Source organism: Streptomyces sp. NPDC039423, assembly GCF_055598725.1.
This window is the reverse complement of record NZ_JBVKAH010000007.1, coordinates 340,747-354,428: the sequence shown is the minus strand read 5'-3', so window position 1 is coordinate 354,428 and position 13,682 is coordinate 340,747. Positions and strand designations below refer to the sequence as shown.

The window sequence follows — 13,682 nt, the reverse complement described above, 5'->3', positions numbered from 1 at the left end:
CGACCGGCGGGCGGCGGGGGCGCGTTCAGGCGGCGTCGGTGCCGGTGCCGCGGGTCTCGGCGAGGGCGCGCAGGGCCTGGGCGTCGCGGATGGCCTGCCGCTTGCCGATCCCCGGCTGGATGCCGAGCGCGGGCATGCTGGTGCCGTCGCTGAGGTCCAGGAACACCCAGGGGTCGCCCTCGCGCAGGTTGACCTGGAGGATCTCCGCCCAGGCGAGCCGGCGCCGCCGCGTGAGGTTGACCACGGTGACGCCCTCGTCGTCCGCGACGACCTTGGGGCGGCTGAGGAGGGCGAGCACGCCGAAGAAGAGCGCCGCCGTGAAGACGAAGCTGGCGCGCTCCCCCGGGCCGAGCTTGTCCAGCATCAGGGCGACGGCCGTGATGGTCGCGAACATCACCGTGCCCACGGTCAGCAGGACGGCCCGGGTGCGGGTCGGCCGGAAGGTGACCGGGAGGACGGGGAGGCGGGGGTCGGACATGTGACGTACCGGTTCTGGGTCGGGCCTCGGAGGGGGCGGCGCAGCGGGGGTGGCTCCGGGGCGGCCCCTGGGCCGGCCCGGGAAAGACCGCGTCCGGCGCGGGCCCGGGGGCCGGGCGCCGGAGGCGGTTTCGCCGGGCCGCGCCTCAGAGGCGGCAGGCGTGGATCTCGGTGGTGAGGATGGCGCGGGCGCCCAGGGCGTACAGGTCGTCCATGATCCGCTGCGCCTCACGGGCGGGGACCATGGCGCGGACGGCGACCCAGCCCTCGTTGTGCAGCGGGGAGACCGTCGGGGACTCCAGGCCGGGGGTGAGGGCGACGGCCTGCTCCAGGTGCTCGGCGCGGCAGTCGTAGTCCATCATCACGTACGACCGGGCCACCAGGACGCCCTGGAGGCGGCGCAGGAACTGCTGCACTCGTGGGTCGTCGGCGGGGGCGCCGGTGCCGGCGGCGCCCCCGGACGGAGTCCGGGGGAGGATGACGACGGCCTCGGACCTGAGGATCGGCTCGCCGATGACCTCCAGGCCCGCGTTGCGCAGCGAGGTGCCGGTCTCCACGACGTCGGCGATGATCTGGGCGACACCGAGCTCGATCGCGGTCTCGACCGCGCCGTCGAGGTGCACCACGGAGGCGTCGATGCCCTGGTCGGCGAGGTGCTTGGCGACGATGCCCTCGTAGGAGGTGGCGATCGTCATGCCGCCGAAGTCGGCGGGGCCGCTCGCGGTGCCGGGCTTGGTGGCGTACCGGAAGGTGGAGCGGGCGAAGCCGAGCTGGAGGATCTCCTCGGCGTCGGCGCCGGAGTCCAGCAGGAGGTCGCGGCCGGTGATGCCGATGTCGAGCTTGCCGGAGCTGACGTAGATGGCGATGTCGCGGGGGCGGAGGTAGAAGAACTCGACCTCGTTCTCCGGGTCCACCAGCACCAGTTCCTTGGACTCCTTGCGCTGCTGGTAGCCGGCCTCATGGAGCATCGCCGACGCAGGTCCGGAGAGTGAACCCTTGTTGGGGACGGCGATGCGCAGCATGGGGTGGGCTTCCTAACTGTGTGAAAAGGAGTTCTGGGGAGCGGGGTGCTTGCTCAGAGGTGGGCGTAGACGTCGTCGAGCGAGATCCCGCGGGCGACCATCATCACCTGGACGTGGTACAGCAGCTGCGAGATCTCCTCGGCGGCGGCTTCCTTGCCCTCGTACTCGGCGGCCATCCAGACCTCGGCGGCCTCCTCGACGACCTTCTTGCCGATGGCATGGACGCCCTTGTCCACCAGCTCGGCGGTGCGGGAGGTGGCGGGATCGCCGGTCTTGGCCTTGAGCTCCAGCTCGGCGAAGAGCTCTTCGAAGCTTTTACGGGTTCTGTTCGCCATGATGGTCCTAAGAGTACGGGGTGGGACATGCCCACTCAGCGCCAGGGTTCGCTGACCGTGCGCAGTGTGGTGGCGGTGGAGACGGCGGCGGTGACCGCCTCGTGCCCCTTGTCCTCGTTCGAGCCCTCCAGGCCGGCCCGGTCCAGGGCCTGCTCCTCGGTGTCGCAGGTCAGTACGCCGAAACCGACGGGGACGCCGGTGTCGACGGAGACCTGCACCAGGCCCTGGGTGACGCCCTGGCACACGTACTCGAAGTGGGGGGTGCCGCCGCGGATGACGACGCCGAGCGCGACGATCGCGTCGTAGCCGCGGCCGGCGAGGACCTTGGCGACGACCGGCAGTTCGAAGCTGCCGGGGACCCGCAGCAGGGTCGGCTCGTCGATGCCGAGCTCGTGCAGGGCGCGCAGGGCGCCGCCGACGAGGCCGTCCATGATCTTCTCGTGCCACTGCGCCGCGATCACGGCGACCCGGAGGTCGCCGCAGTTCTTCACGCTCAGTTCGGGTGCGCCCTTGCCGCTCACGTACGTACTCTCCTCGTGCTCTGGTGCTGGACCGTGCTGGTTACTGGTTGTTGCAGGGGGACGCGCCGGAGGCGTCGAGCCACGGCAGGTCGTGGCCCATCCGGTCGCGCTTGGTGCGCAGGTAGCGGAGGTTGTGCTCCCCGGCCTGGACAGGCATGGGCTCGCGGCCGTTGACCGTCAGTCCGTGGCGGACGAGGGCGTCGACCTTGTCGGGGTTGTTGGTCATCAGCCGGAGGCTGCGTACGCCGAGGTCGGCGAGCATCTGGGCGCCGGCGGCGTAGTCGCGGGCGTCGGCGGGAAGGCCGAGCTCCAGGTTGGCGTCGAGGGTGTCGTGGCCGCGTTCCTGGAGTTCGTAGGCGCGCAGCTTGGACAGCAGGCCGATGCCGCGTCCCTCGTGGCCGCGCAGGTAGACGACGACACCGCGGCCGGCCTCGGTGACGCGGTCCATGGAGGCCTGGAGCTGGGGTCCGCAGTCGCAGCGCAGCGAGTGGAAGATGTCGCCGGTGAGGCATTCGGAGTGGAGGCGGACGAGGACGTCCTCGCCGTCGCCGATGTCGCCGTGGACGAGGGCGATGTGCTCGACGCCGTCGACGGTGGAGCGGTAGCCGTACGCGGTGTACGCGCCGTGCGCGGTCGGCAGCAGTACCTCCGCCTCGCGGCGGACGGTGGGCTCGCTGCTGCGGCGGTAGGCGATGAGGTCCTCGATCGAGATGATCGTCAGGCCGTGCTTGCGGGCGAAGGGGACCAGTTCGGGCAGCCGGAGCATCACGCCGTCCTCGCCGGCGATCTCCACGATCGCCCCGGCGGGGCGCAGTCCGGCGAGCCGGGCCAGGTCGACGGCGGCCTCGGTGTGGCCGTTGCGGACGAGGACGCCGCCGGGCTGGGCGCGCAGCGGGAAGACGTGGCCGGGCCGGACGAAGTCGGCCGGGGCGGCCACGCCGCTCGCGAGGAGCTGGAGGGTGGTGGCGCGGTCGGCGGCGGAGATGCCGGTGGTCACGCCGTGGACGGGGGCGGCGTCGACGGAGACGGTGAAGGCCGTCTTCATGGACTCGGTGTTGTCGCCGACCATCTGCGGGAGCTGGAGGCGGTCCAGTTCGTCGCCCTCCATGGGGGCGCAGATCAGGCCGCGGCACTCGCTCATCATGAAGGCGACGATCTCGGGGGTGGCCTTCTCGGCGGCGATGACGAGGTCGCCCTCGTTCTCGCGGTCCTCGTCGTCGACGACCACGACGGGGCGGCCTGCGGCGATGTCGCGGATGGCCTGCTCGACGGGGTCGAGGGCGAGGTCCGTGGCGTCCCAGAGGGGGAGGCTGCTCATGCGGGTGCTCCTTCCAGGGAGGCGGACTCGCTCGCTCGGGAGCGCAGCCACCAGTCGCGCAGGCCCCACAGGACGAGCGCGCCGTAGATGACGTAGACGAAGCCGGAGAAGGCGTAGCCGTTGACGAAGTTCAGCGGTACGCCGACGAGGTCGACCAGCAGCCAGGCGAACCAGAACTCGACCATGCCGCGAGCCTGGGCGTACATGGCGACCAGCGTGCCGACGAAGATGTACGCGTCGGGCCACGGGTCCCAGGACAGCGCCGGGTAGGCGGTGAACAGGCCGCCGACGGCGAGGGTGCCGAGGAGGGCGCCGCCCGCCATGAGGCCGCGTTCACGCCAGGTGGCGAAGCGCACGGCGATGGAGCCGTCCTGGTCGCGCTGCCGGCCACGGGTCCACTGCCACCAGCCCCAGGCGGCGACGACCATGACCACGACCTGCTTGCCGGCGCTGCCGGTGAGGTGGCCCGCGAAGGCGGCGAAGAGAATGGCGCCGGACAGGAACTGGGCGGGCCAGGTCAGCACGGAGCGCCGCCAGCCGAGCGCGAGGGCGACCAGGCCGATGGTGTTGCCGATCATGTCCGACCAGAGGATGTGCTGGCCGAAGGCGGTGAAGGCCTCTGAGTTGAGCCAGTTCACTGGGTGTTCCCCCCGTAGGTGGTGCCGACGAGCCGCTCGACGTACTTGGCGATGACGTCGACCTCGAGGTTGACCGGGTCGCCCGGCTCCTTGATGCCCAGCGTGGTGAGGGCGAGGGTCGTCGGGATGAGGCTGATGGTGAAGTGGTCGGCCCCGGCGTCGACGACGGTGAGGCTGACGCCGTCGACGGTGATGGAGCCCTTCTCGACGACGTACCGGCGGAGCGCGGCCGGGAGGGAGACCTTGACGATCTCCCAGTTGTCGGAGGGGGTGCGTTCCAGGATGGTGCCGGTGCCGTCGACGTGACCCTGCACGATGTGGCCGCCGAGCCGGTCGCCGACGGCCATGGGGCGCTCCAGGTTGACCCGGGAGCCGGGGGTGAGGGCCCCGAGGCTGGAGCGGTTCAGCGTCTCGGCCATGACGTCGGCGGTGAACTCGCCGTCGGCGGTGTCCACGACGGTGAGGCAGACGCCGTTGACGGCGATCGAGTCGCCGTGCTTGGCGTCCCCGGTGACGAGGGGGCCGCGCAGGCGGAAGCGGGAGGAGTCGCCGAGGTTCTCGACGGCGGTGACCTCGCCCAGCTCTTCGACGATTCCGGTGAACACGCTCAGCGCTCCTTGGGTGTGACGGTGGCGGTGATACGAAGGTCGGGGCCGAGGGGCACGGTCTCGGTGACGTCGAGCCGCAGGGCCTCGGTGAGGGTGGTGATGCCGGCGCCGGTGAGGGCGGTGGGCCCGGCGCCGAGGAGGACCGGGGCCAGGTAGCCGACGACCCGGTCGACGGCTCCGGCGGCGACGAAGGAGCCGGCGAGCGTCGGGCCGCCCTCCAGGAGGACGGAGCGGACGCCCCGCTCGTAGAGGGCCGCCAGCAGGGCGGGTACCGACAGGCCGCGGCCGTCCCTGGGGAGGCGTACGACGTCGGCGGCGGGGAGCCGGTCCGTGGCGGCGTCCTGGGCGACCGCGATCAGGGTCGGGGCGGCGTCGTCCAGGACGCGGGCGCCCGCCCGGACGGCGGTGGCCTCGGTGTCGACGACCACCCGCAGCGGCTGGACGGCGCCCTCGACGCCGCGTACCGCCAGGTGGGGGTCGTCGGCGCGGGCGGTGCCGGAGCCGACGACCACGGCGTCGGCCTCGGCGCGCAGCCGGTGGACGTCGGCGCGGGACGCGGGCGAGCTGATCCAGCGGCTGGTGCCGTCCTGGGCGGCGACGCGGCCGTCGAGGGTGGCGGCGTACTTCCACAGGACGTAGGGGCGGCCGAGGCGTACGGAGGTGAGCCAGGCGGCGTTGCCGGCCTCGGCCTCGGCCTCCAGCAGGCCGCCGACGACCTCGACGCCGGCCGCGCGCAGGGTGTCGGCGCCTCCGGTGGCCCGCGGGTCCGGGTCGCCGACCGCGTAGACCACGCGGGCGATGCCGGCCTCGACGAGGGCCTGGGAGCAGGGGCCGGTGCGGCCGGTGTGGTCGCAGGGTTCGAGGGTGACGTACGCGGTGCCGCCACGGGCGAGGACGCCGGCCTGGCGCAGGGCGTGGACCTCGGCGTGCGGGCCGCCGGCGCGCTGGTGCCAGCCGGCGCCGACCTCGTGGCCGGAGGCGTCGTGGATCACGCATCCGACGACGGGGTTGGGGCTGGTGGAGCCGAGGCCCCGGGCGGCGAGCGCGACGGCTCGGCGCATGGCGGCGACGTCGGCCGTGTCCGCGGGCTGGTCCACTGCGGTGGCCACCGGGTCCTCCTGCCTCTTCGGGCGCGGACTCCGGGGCCTGCCGAGGACGACAGGGAGCGGGTAGGACACCACCGCACAGGGGACGCGTGGCCGGAACACCGGTCGCCGGACACCGGCGACCAGCGGACGTACGGCCGGTCGCCCCAGGGGGGGTCACCCGCCGCGCACTGCCTCCCATCCGGACTTTCACCGTCGGTCCAGGAATTTCACCTGGTCAACCGGCCACTGGATGCGGCCGGGTCGCGGACTGTAACCGCCGGTTCGGAATTACACCGACCCCGGAGTGCGCTGCTGCTGATACAGGGCCAGTGTGCCACGCCCGCTCGTCACCCATGCGGGCGAAGGCTGTGGGCTGCCTCACAGACCGCCGGGACCCCTCCGGGATGCCAAACGGTCCGGACCTATTGGTCCAGACCTATTGACCGGCTGGTCTAGTCCTCTTAATGTCTGCGTCACCTCCACGGAGACGGCCCGCCGGGTGTGCGCACGCCAGGGCCCAACGCGACCCATCCGCCTGTCAGTTGTGTGCCCCTCAGCCTCCACGGGAGGAAACCCACCGTGCTGTCCCCCACCCGCAGACGAGCCACTCTGCTGGCGTCCGGCGCCGCCGCGGCCGGACTGCTGCTCGGCTCGCTCTCCGGTGGCGTCTCCCACGCCGCCACCGACCACGAGTCCTGTCGCCCCGACGGTCTCCACCGGACGTCCGGCGTCGACGTCCCCTACTGCTCGGTGTACGACACCGACGGTCGCGAGAAGATGGGCGCCGACCACCAGCGGCGGGTCATCGGCTACTTCACCGGCTGGCGCACCGGCAAGGACGGCACGCCCGCCTACCTCGCGCCGAACATCCCGTGGGACAAGGTCACCCACATCAACTACGCCTTCGGCCACATCGACTCGGGCAACAAGCTGTCCGTCGGCGCCGACGGCCCGGACAACGCCGCGACCGGTATGACCTGGCCGGGGGTCGCGGGCGCCGAGATGGATCCCGCGTACGCCTACAAGGGCCACTTCAACCTGCTGAACAAGTTCAAGAAGCAGCACCCGGACGTCAAGACGCTGATCTCGGTGGGCGGCTGGGCCGAGACCGGCGGCTACTTCGACGACGGCGGCAAGCGCGTCGGCTCCGGCGGCTTCTACTCGATGGCCACCAACGCCGACGGCTCGGTCAACCAGGCGGGCATCGACACCTTCTCCGACTCGGCGGTCGCCTTCATCAAGAAGTACGGGTTCAACGGCGTCGACATCGACTACGAGTACCCCACCTCCATGAAGGACGCGGGCAACCCGCTCGACCACGCGATCTCCAACGCCCGCCGGGCCGGTCTCGTCAAGGGCTACGCCGCCCTGATGAAGACCCTGCGCGAGAAGCTGGACCGGGCGGGCGCGGCCGACGGCAAGCACTACATGCTGACCGTCGCGGCCCCCTCCTCCGGATACCTGCTGCGCGGCATGGAGACCTTCCAGGTCCAGAAGTACCTGGACTACGTCAACATCATGTCGTACGACCTGCACGGCGCCTGGAACGAGTACGTCGGCCCCAACGCCTCGCTCTTCGACGACGGCAAGGACGCGGAGCTGGCGGCGGCGAACGTCTACGGCAGCGCGCAGTACGGGGGCATCGGCTACCTCAACACCGACTGGGCGTACCACTACTTCCGCGGCTCCATGCCGGCCGGCCGCATCAACATCGGCCTGCCGTACTACACCCGCGGCTTCAAGAACGTCCAGGGCGGCACCGACGGCCTGTGGGGCAGGGCGGCCACGACCACCTGTCCGGCCGGGTCCGGCCTCACCAAGTGCGGTGACGGCGCGGTGGGCATCGACAACCTGTGGCACGACAAGGACGACAGCGGCAAGGAGTCGCCGGCCGGCTCCAACCCGATGTGGCACGCCAAGAACCTGGAGAAGGGCGTTCTCGGCGACTACCTGCCGAAGTACGGCTTCGGCGCGGACACCAGGCTGACCGGCACCTACGCCCGCAAGTACGACTCCACGCTGGTCGCGCCGTGGCTGTGGAACGCGGAGAAGAAGGTGTTCCTGTCGACCGAGGACGAGCAGTCGGTCGCCCGCAAGGCCGACTACGTGGTCGACAAGGGCATCGGCGGCACCATGGTCTGGGAGCTGGCCGGTGACTACGGCTGGAACGCCGCCAAGGGGCAGTACGAGCCGGGGTCCGCGCTGACCTCGCTGATGTACGACAAGTTCAGGGCGGCCACCCCCTACGGCGCGAAGGTCTCCGACAAGACGCTGCCCGCCAAGGCGGTGAACATCGGGGTCGAGTTCGGCGAGTTCAAGCTCGGCGACTCCAACTACCCCCTCACCCCCAAGGTGAAGATCACCAACGGGACGAGGACCACGCTGCCGGGCGGCACGGAGTTCCAGTTCGACTACTCCACGGCCGCCCCGGGCAACGCCTCCGACCAGTCCGGCTTCGGCACCAAGGTGATCAGCAGCGATCACACCGGCAACAACGTCGGCGGGCTCAAGGGCGACTTCCACCGCGTCTCGCTGAAGCTGCCGGCCTGGCAGACGCTGGCGCCGGGCGCGTCGGTGGAGCTGTCCTTCAACTACTACCTGCCGGTGTCCACCCCGTGGAACTGGACCGTGAACATCGGCGGGACCTCGTACGCGCTCGCCGGCGACCTGGCGCGCGGGGCGACGGTGGTGGAGCCGGGCTCCGGCACCGGTCCCTCGCCGGACCCGACGAACCCGACGCCGACCCCCACGCCCACTCCCGGCGCGTGCACCGCGCCCGCGTGGAGCTCGGCGGCCGAGTACGGCTCCGGCGCCACGGTGTCCCACGCGTCCCGCACCTGGAAGGCGAAGTGGTGGACCAAGGGCGAGGAGCCCGGCACCACCGGCCAATGGGGTGTCTGGCAGGACCTCGGCGCCTGCTGACCCGGTGACGGGACGGGCCCCGGCGGCGGAGAGACGGCCCTTGCCGCCGCCGGGGCCCTTCGCCGTGCTCCGGGGAGCCGCCCTTTGCCATGCCTCCGGGGAGCCGCCCTTTCGGCGTACCGCGTGCCGCCGGGGGCGGCTTTCGCCGTGGCGCCGGGGCCTTACGGCGTGACGTGCGACGCCGGGGGCGGCGGCGCGGGGTCCCGCGTGCCGCTCAGGGTCCCGCGTGCCGCTCGGGGACGGACGGGACGCGGTGGGCCGGCCGGCCCGGAGGTCAGGGGGTCGTGGGGGCGAAGAGCTCGTCCTGGGCCGCGTCCCGGACCGTCAGCAGCGCGCCCCGCAGTACCGCCGCGCCGCCCAGGGCGCTCGCCCGTACCTCCGTGCGCAGCGGGGACAGGGCGGCCAGCCGGTCCTCGACGCGGGCCGCCAGCGCGGGGCCGCCCGCGTGGCCGGTCTCACCGCCCAGGACGACGCAGCCGGGGTCGAGCACGGCGCTGACGGCGGCCGCGCCCAGGGCCAGCCGGTCGGCGAGGGCGTCGAGGAAGTCGTCCGCACCGGCGGCCAGGGCGGTCCGCACGGCCACGGCACCGGCCGGCTCCTCGCCCCGGTCGTCGCCGGACACGACACCGTGCTCGGCCGCCAGTGAGCGGATCGCCGCCGAACCGGCCAGCGCGTGGAAGCCGCCGCCGCAGCCGGTGGCCGACGGCAGGCCCCCGGTCCCCGGCACGGGCAGGAAGCCGATCTCGCCCGCGCCTCCGGAGGCGCCGCGCCGCAGCGCGCCGTCCAGCACGACGGCCGCGCCGACGCCGTGGCCGAGCCACAGCAGGACGAAGGTGTCCCGGTCGGGGGCGGCACCCTCGCGCTGCTCCGCCACCGCCGCGAGGTTGGTCTCGTTCTCGACGACGACGGTGGCGGGCAGCCGTTCCTGGAGGGCGCCGACGAGCCGGCGGTGCCAGGCCGGCAGGCCGGTCGAGTCGCGCAGCTCGCCCGTGGCCGGGTCGATCAGGCCGGGCGCCCCGATGCCGACGCTGTGCAGCCGCCGCACCCCCGCCTCGGCCACCGTTCGCTCCAGCAGGCCGACCGCGCGCTGCACGGCGGGCTCGTCGCTGTGGCCGGTCATGGGCAGGGACGCCTCGGCGAGCGTGGCGCCCAGCAGGTCCGTGACGACCACGGAGACGCTGGTGGTGCGGACGTCGAGGGCGGCGAGGTGCGCCCGGTCGGCGACGATCCCGTACAACCGGGCGTTGGGGCCCCGCCGTTCGGCGCCCGATTCCCCGACGACCCCGATGAGCCCGGAGCCCTGGAGCCGTTCGACGAGATCGGCGACGGTGGGGCGGGAGAGCCCGGTGAGGTTCTTGAGCTGACCGGCCGTCAACGGCCCCTGGTCCTGGAGGAGTCGCAGGGCGAGCCGGTCGTTGATGGCCCGGGCGGTGCTGGGCGATGCGGGCATGCCGTGATCCTCTCAGACCTCGTCGTACCAGCTTACTATCAGGCAGGGTTCCTGATAATTTACGTCCCGCCGGAGAGGCCGGAGAAGGAGCAGGACGGGGAGGGCCCGTGGCGTCGCACGACATGGTGTTCGGCAAGGAACGGCTGAGGCGGGCGCGGTTCGCGGTGGCCGCCGTGTTCTGTGTGCACGGCGCCGTGACCGGCAGTTTCGCCACCCGCATCCCGTGGATCCAGGACCACGCGGGCGTCAGCGCCGGCCAGCTCGGCCTGGCGCTCGCCTTCCCCGCGCTGGGCGCCTCGGCCGCGATGCCGCTGGCGGGCGCGGTCAGCCACCGCTTCGGCGCCCGGGCGGCCCTGCGCGGCCTGTTGGCGCTGTGGACCCTCTCGCTGGTCCTGCCCGCCCTGGCGCCCGGCGTGTACACGCTGTGCGGCACGCTGTTCGTGTACGGGGCGACCTCGGGCATGTCCGACGTGGCCATGAACGCGCTGGGCGTCGAGGTCGAGAACCGCCTCGACAAGTCGATCATGTCCGGCCTGCACGGCATGTGGAGCGCCGGCGCCCTGATCGGCTCCGCCTGCGGCACGCTCGCCGCGCACCTGGGCGTGGACGCCCGGGTGCACCACCTCGTCGCGGCGCTGGTGCTCACGGCCCTGGGCCTGGTCTTCTGCCAGGGCGTCCTGGACCTGCGCAGCGCGCCGGACGAGGAACCGCCGCCCCGGTTCGCGCTGCCGCCCAGGTCGGCCCTGGTGATCGGGGCGATCGGCTTCTGCGGGGTGTTCGCGGAGGGCGCGAGCCTGGACTGGTCGGCGGTGTACCTCCGGGACGAGCTGGACGCGTCGGCGGGTCTCGCGGCCGCGTCGACCACCGCGTTCGCCCTGACCATGGCGGTGGCGCGGCTGGTGGGCGACCGGGTCGTGGACCGCTTCGGGGCGGTGCGCACGGTACGGGCCGGGGGCGCCGCGGCGACGGCGGGCGGCCTGCTGGTGGTGTCCGCGCCGCACCCGGCGGTCGCCATGGCCGGGTTCGGGCTCATCGGACTGGGCGTGGCCGTCGTCGTCCCGCTGGCCTTCGCGGCAGCCGGGCGCAGCGGCCCGAACCCGAGCCAGGCGATCGCGGGCGTCGCCACGATCACGTACACCTCGGGCCTCATCGCCCCCTCGGCGATCGGCGGAGTGGCCGACGCGACGTCCCTCACCGTGTCGTTCGGGCTGGTCACCCTGCTGACCTTCGGGCTGGTGCTGGGCGCGGGCGTTCTGCGCACCGCCGGCCGGACGTCCGACCCGGCGAGCACGGCGAAGACCGCACGAACCCCCCACTGACGCGCGGGCCCGCCCGGCCCGGCCTTGAAGGTCCTCCGGCTCAGTCCTGCCGCACCCCCGCTCCTTGTGCCGGGACCGCGGGAGCAGTGAGGCGCGCGAATTGGGAGCGTGGGATCTTGCGGCATAGGTTGACGGCATGGTGGAGGGGGCGAACTCCGCGGCGCAGACCATGCCGCAGGAGCAGCGGACAAGGGGGCGGCATGCCGCCCGGCGGAACAAGGACAAAGGCGGGCTGGCTCGTTCGTCCTTGTTGATGGCTGTCGGCACGGTGGTGTCGCGGGCGACGGGGCTGATCCGTCAGGTGCTGCAGGCCGCGGCGCTGGGAACGGGCCTGCTGGCCAGTACGTACAACACGGCGAACACCGTGCCGACGAGCCTGTACACGCTGCTGATCGGCGGCGCGCTCAATGCTGTGCTGGTGCCGCAACTGGTGCGGGCCCGGGCCACGGAGCCCGATGGCGGGCGGGCGTACGAGCAGCGGCTGGTCACGCTCGTGGTGTGCGTGTTGGGCGTGGGGACGGCGCTGGCGGTATGGGCGGCGCCGCGGATCGTGGGCCTGTACATGCGGGACACCCCGGACAATCACGAGGCGTTCGAGCTGACGGTGACGTTCGCGCGGTTTCTGCTGCCGCAGATCTTCTTCTATGGGCTGTTCAGCATCTACGGGCAGGTGCTGAACGCGCGTGAGAAGTTCGGCGCGATGATGTGGACCCCGGTGCTGAACAACGTCGTGCTGGTCGGCATGTTCGCCGCCTATCTGGGGCTGATGACGGTGCCCGACCGGGTGGAGGACATCACCGCCGCCCAGGTGCGGCTGCTGGGGATCGGGACGACCGCGGGCATCGCCGTCCAGGCCCTGGCTCTTATCCCGTTCGCCCGGGCGGCCGGTTTCCGGTTCCGGCCGCGGTTCGACTGGCGGGGCACCGGCTTGGGCAAGAGCGTGCACGCGGCGAAGTGGACGCTGCTGTTCGTCCTGGCCAATCAGGTCTCCCTGACGGTGGTCACGAACTACGCCAATGCCGCCGACCAGGAGCTGCCGCAGGCCGGCGCGGGCTACTCCGCCTACACCTACGCGCAGACGATCTGGATGCTGCCGCAGTCGATCGTGACCGTGTCCCTGGTGACGGCGCTGCTGCCGCGCATGAGCCGGGCCGTCGCCGAGGGCCGCATCCCGGACCTGCGCGCGGACCTGTCCCGGGCGCTGCGGATCAGCGGCGTGGTCATCGTGCCCGCCGCCTTCCTCTTCCTCGCCCTGGGGCCCCAGATCTCTTCGCTGCTGTTCGCCCACGGAGCAGCCGATGCCGCCTCAGCCCGCCCACTGGGCTACATGCTGCAGGCGTTCGGGCTCGGGCTCATCCCGTTCTCCGCCCAGTACCTGCTGCTGCGCGGCTTCTACGCCTTCGAGGACACCCGCACCCCGTTCTTCATGGCGGCCTGGATCGCAGGCGTGAACATCGCCCTGGCCACGGCCTGCCATGTGGCCCTGCCCGCCCGCTGGTCGGTGGTCGGCATGGCCGGCGCCTACACCCTCTCCTATGTGGCCGGTCTCGCGCTTACCGCCTGCCTGCTGCGCAACAAGATGGGGGGCCGGATCGACGACGGAGGTCTGCGCCGCACCTACGTGAAGCTGCTGTGCGCCGCGTGCCCGGCTGCCGGGCTGGGCTGGGCCGCGGCGCGTGCGTGCGCCGGCCTGGGAGAAGGGACGTGGCCTACCGCTGTCGCCTTGGCCGCCGGGGCCCTCGCGACAGCCCTGGCGTATCTCCTTCTTGCCCGGTTGCTGAAGGTCGACGAGCTCCGTCGTCTGCCCGGGATGCGTTGAGTCCGGGCAAACGATGGAAGGGGGCGAGGAGGAACGCCGGCACCAGCTGCCACCATGGGTGTCACGTCCGGCGACGTGCGGCGGGGTCGCGCTCGGCGACGTGCGGCGGTAGGAGATCCGGGCCCGGCGGTCTCGGTGCACACGTCGAGCGTCACCGACCCGGAC

Annotated in this window: 12 protein-coding genes and 1 riboswitch; of the genes, 3 read left to right on the top strand and 9 right to left on the bottom strand. The window is 72.5% G+C overall.

Annotated features, from left to right (window positions below):
- Positions 1-25 precede the first annotated feature (25 nt).
- From ACZ7LK_RS23955 to ribD, 8 genes are all read right to left on the bottom strand, one after another.
- Positions 26-478, bottom strand: coding sequence for a PH domain-containing protein (locus ACZ7LK_RS23955; RefSeq protein ID WP_469462380.1), 453 nt, complete (start codon positions 476-478; stop codon positions 26-28).
- Between the two features lie 145 nt (positions 479-623).
- Entirely contained in the window at positions 624-1,499 is an 876-nt protein-coding gene (hisG, locus tag ACZ7LK_RS23950; RefSeq protein ID WP_471143173.1) for an ATP phosphoribosyltransferase, read from the bottom strand.
- Between the two features lie 53 nt (positions 1,500-1,552).
- The gene (locus ACZ7LK_RS23945; RefSeq protein ID WP_126884800.1) at positions 1,553-1,834 is read right to left on the bottom strand and encodes a phosphoribosyl-ATP diphosphatase; all 282 of its coding nucleotides are present in this window, start codon (positions 1,832-1,834) and stop codon (positions 1,553-1,555) included.
- 35 nt (positions 1,835-1,869) lie between these two features.
- The gene (gene ribH, locus ACZ7LK_RS23940) at positions 1,870-2,355 is read right to left on the bottom strand and encodes a 6,7-dimethyl-8-ribityllumazine synthase (RefSeq protein WP_392276002.1); all 486 of its coding nucleotides are present in this window, start codon (positions 2,353-2,355) and stop codon (positions 1,870-1,872) included.
- 40 nt (positions 2,356-2,395) lie between these two features.
- Complete coding sequence (locus tag ACZ7LK_RS23935) at positions 2,396-3,673, bottom strand: bifunctional 3,4-dihydroxy-2-butanone-4-phosphate synthase/GTP cyclohydrolase II (RefSeq protein WP_471143170.1); 1,278 nt, start codon at positions 3,671-3,673, stop codon at positions 2,396-2,398.
- A complete protein-coding gene (locus ACZ7LK_RS23930; protein WP_392276000.1) occupies positions 3,670-4,311 on the bottom strand; it encodes a nicotinamide mononucleotide transporter family protein in 642 nt (213 codons plus the stop codon). The genes ACZ7LK_RS23935 and ACZ7LK_RS23930 overlap by 4 nt, the downstream gene beginning before the upstream one ends.
- Entirely contained in the window at positions 4,308-4,916 is a 609-nt protein-coding gene (locus tag ACZ7LK_RS23925) for a riboflavin synthase (RefSeq protein WP_392275999.1), read from the bottom strand. Before ACZ7LK_RS23925 ends, ACZ7LK_RS23930 begins: the two co-directional genes overlap by 4 nt.
- A 2-nt stretch (positions 4,917-4,918) precedes the next feature.
- Entirely contained in the window at positions 4,919-5,980 is a 1,062-nt protein-coding gene (ribD, locus tag ACZ7LK_RS23920) for a bifunctional diaminohydroxyphosphoribosylaminopyrimidine deaminase/5-amino-6-(5-phosphoribosylamino)uracil reductase RibD (RefSeq protein ID WP_469462400.1), read from the bottom strand.
- Between the two features lie 208 nt (positions 5,981-6,188).
- Positions 6,189-6,319, bottom strand: a riboswitch (FMN riboswitch).
- Positions 6,320-6,586: 267 nt separating this feature from the next.
- Here ribD and ACZ7LK_RS23915 point away from each other — a divergent pair.
- Positions 6,587-8,929, top strand: coding sequence for a chitinase C-terminal domain-containing protein (locus ACZ7LK_RS23915; protein WP_471143167.1), 2,343 nt, complete (start codon positions 6,587-6,589; stop codon positions 8,927-8,929).
- A 274-nt stretch (positions 8,930-9,203) separates the two neighbouring features.
- Here ACZ7LK_RS23915 and ACZ7LK_RS23910 read toward each other — a convergent pair whose 3' ends face one another.
- A complete protein-coding gene (locus tag ACZ7LK_RS23910) occupies positions 9,204-10,379 on the bottom strand; it encodes an ROK family transcriptional regulator (RefSeq protein ID WP_471143165.1) in 1,176 nt (391 codons plus the stop codon).
- Positions 10,380-10,501: 122 nt separating this feature from the next.
- Between ACZ7LK_RS23910 and ACZ7LK_RS23905 the strand changes: the two genes are divergently transcribed.
- A complete protein-coding gene (locus ACZ7LK_RS23905; protein WP_471143260.1) occupies positions 10,502-11,698 on the top strand; it encodes an MFS transporter in 1,197 nt (398 codons plus the stop codon).
- 136 nt (positions 11,699-11,834) lie between these two features.
- Positions 11,835-13,517, top strand: coding sequence for a murein biosynthesis integral membrane protein MurJ (gene murJ / locus ACZ7LK_RS23900; RefSeq protein ID WP_471143162.1), 1,683 nt, complete (start codon positions 11,835-11,837; stop codon positions 13,515-13,517).
- Positions 13,518-13,682: the final 165 nt, after the last annotated feature.